3 protein-coding genes are annotated in these 2,315 nt (G+C 66.7%); 2 read left to right on the forward strand and 1 reads right to left on the reverse strand.

The window, feature by feature from the left end:
• Positions 1-574: type IV secretion system protein (locus tag VYI76_RS16680; RefSeq protein ID WP_326525941.1), on the reverse strand; the 574-nt coding region annotated here is incomplete at its 3' end.
• Positions 575-733: 159 nt separating this feature from the next.
• Between VYI76_RS16680 and VYI76_RS16685 the strand changes: the two genes are divergently transcribed.
• Positions 734-1,960: an IS256 family transposase gene (locus VYI76_RS16685; RefSeq protein ID WP_326525942.1), complete on the forward strand. Its 1,227-nt coding sequence runs from the start codon at positions 734-736 to the stop codon at positions 1,958-1,960.
• 16 nt (positions 1,961-1,976) lie between these two features.
• A partial coding sequence (locus VYI76_RS16690) for a type IV secretion system protein (protein WP_326525943.1) occupies positions 1,977-2,315 on the forward strand: 339 nt, incomplete at its 3' end.

Below are 2,315 nucleotides of genomic sequence, written 5' to 3' on the forward strand. Positions count from 1 at the left end.
CTTCGACCGCGGCCTTGCGCGCCTCATAGGCGGAGATGATCTCGCCCCAGCTTTCGCGCCCGCGCGAGCCCGGCTCGGCCTGCGCGCCGGCGCGCACCGCGGTCGCGGCGACCTTCGCGGCCGGGGTGGCGGCGCGGATCCCGCCCGCCGCGATCCCGCCGACGCCGGTGGCGATGCCCGCCATCTGGCTTGCCTCGCGCAAGCCGCTCGCGGTGGCGACCACGGTCCCGGCGAGACCGTTCACCATCGTCGGCACCTGCGACATGAGGAAAATCGCCGCCATCGCCAGGATCAGGAAACCAGCCGCGTCGGTGAGCGCACCGGAGGACTCCACCTCGTCGATCATTCCGGCGCCCAAATTGACGATGACCCCCATGACGCCTGCCAAGACGAGCGGGATCAGCGCGAAGCCGAGGGTGAACTTGCACCAAGTCGAGAAGAGATCGGAAGTCGCCTTGAAGAGCAGGCAGGCGATAAAGATCGGCGCAAGCGAGACCGCCATCGCGAGGCCGATCTTGCCGATGCCGGCGACGACGATCGCGACGCAGGCCATCAGCGCGCCCACCACGGTCAACGCGAAGGACAGAAGCGCGCTCAGGATGAAGCCGCTTTCATCGGCGGCGCGGTCAGAGAGGTCGTGTCGCGAAAGTGGTGGAAATTGGAGGGCGGCGTAATCTCCGGGTGACCTGACACCCACCCAACCGGCGGCGCCAACCGCCAGGGAGATCACGCCATGACCAAGACTACCGACACCGCCATGCCTGCGCTACTGCTGGGCGAGGCCGGCAGCGATCCGATCGAGGACCGGCTGCGCGAGACGGTGCGCGCAACTATCGAGGCACTTTTCGACGAGGAACTGGCCGCATTTCTCGGCCGCCTGCGCTACGACCGCGACGGCGGCGTACGAAAGGGGTATCGCCACGGACGGCGTGACCGCCAGATCGTCGGCACTTTCGGCGCCGAGATCGTCAGCGTGCCGCGCGCGCGCATTGAGGGCGAGGGCGGCAGGACCACCGAATGGCGGTCCAAGGCGCTGCCGCGCTACCAGCGGCTGACAAAGCGGGCCGAGGCTCTGATCGCCGCTGTCTACCTCGCCGGGACCAACACGCGACGGGTGAAGCGCGCGCTGTTCGGCCTGTTCCAGGGGGCCGTTGGCAAGGACGTCGTCAGCAGAGCTTGGCGCAAGGTGAAAGTGGACTGGGACGCGTGGGCGGCCCGCGGCCTCGCCGAGGAGGACATCGTCCGGCTGATCCTCGACGGCACGGTGATCCGTACGCGGCTGGACAAGAAGGCCACGAACATCTCCGTGCTGGCGGCCATCGGCGTGCGCCGCGACGGCCAGAAGATCCTGTTGTCCATCAGGCACATGGGTGGGGAGAGCACCTCGGCCTGGCGCCAGTTCCTTGACGACCTCGACGCCCGTGGGCTGAGGCGCCCCGCCTTCGTCATCGTGGACGGCGCGCCCGGGCTCGAGGCCGCGCTCGCCGCCCTGTGGGGCGCGGAGCTGCCGATCCAGCGCTGCACGGTGCACAAGCATCGCAACCTTCTCGGCCACGCCCCGAAAGCCATGCACGACGAACTGACCGAGGACTACCGCGACATGATCTATGCCGAGACCGCCGCGGAGGTTGAGACCCGCCGCAAGGCATTCCTGCGCAAATGGCGCCTGAAATGTCGGGCCGTCGCCGACAGCCTTGAGGAAGCCGGCGAGCGGTTGTTCGCCTTCACCCGCCTGGATCCGTCGCAATGGAAATCGGCTCGAACCACCAACACGATCGAGCGTCTCAACGAAGAGTTCCGCCGCCGCGTCAAGACGCAGACCGTGCTGCCATGCGCGGAGACCGTGCCCATGCTGCTCTGGGCGCTGCTCGCCTCGGGCCAGATCACTATGCGCAAGGTCGACGGATGGGAGACCCTCTCCCAGCCCATCGAGCCAGCAACCCTTGACCAGGCCGCCTGATCAGGCAGAAATCGCCATGCTCGGAGAACGCCGTTCGAGAATTTCCACCACCTCCCGGACACGACCCGACACATTCCTCGGGACCTTCACCCGCTACATTGATTCCGGCTTCGGCCTGCTTGGCGGCGAAGTCGCCTTCATCGCCACAACCCTTATCGTCATCGACGTGACGCTGGCCGCGCTCTTCTGGTCCTGGGGAGCCGACGACGACATCATCGCGCGCCTTGTAAAGAAGACACTTTTCGTCGGCGTCTTCGCCTACATCATCGGCAACTGGAACAATCTGGCGAACATCGTCTTCGACAGTTTCGCCGGCCTCGGTCTGAAGGGTTCGGGCACCAGCTTCACCGTTCAG

The sequence above is a fragment of the Sphingomonas sp. genome (assembly GCF_035910975.1).
Lineage (GTDB): Bacteria > Pseudomonadota > Alphaproteobacteria > Sphingomonadales > Sphingomonadaceae > Sphingomonas.

Bases quoted from the DNA above. Each gene is read 5' to 3' on its own strand.
- VYI76_RS16685 (WP_326525942.1), top strand. From the start codon at position 734: ATGACCAAGACTACCGACACCGCCATGCCTGCGCTACTGCTGGGCGAG.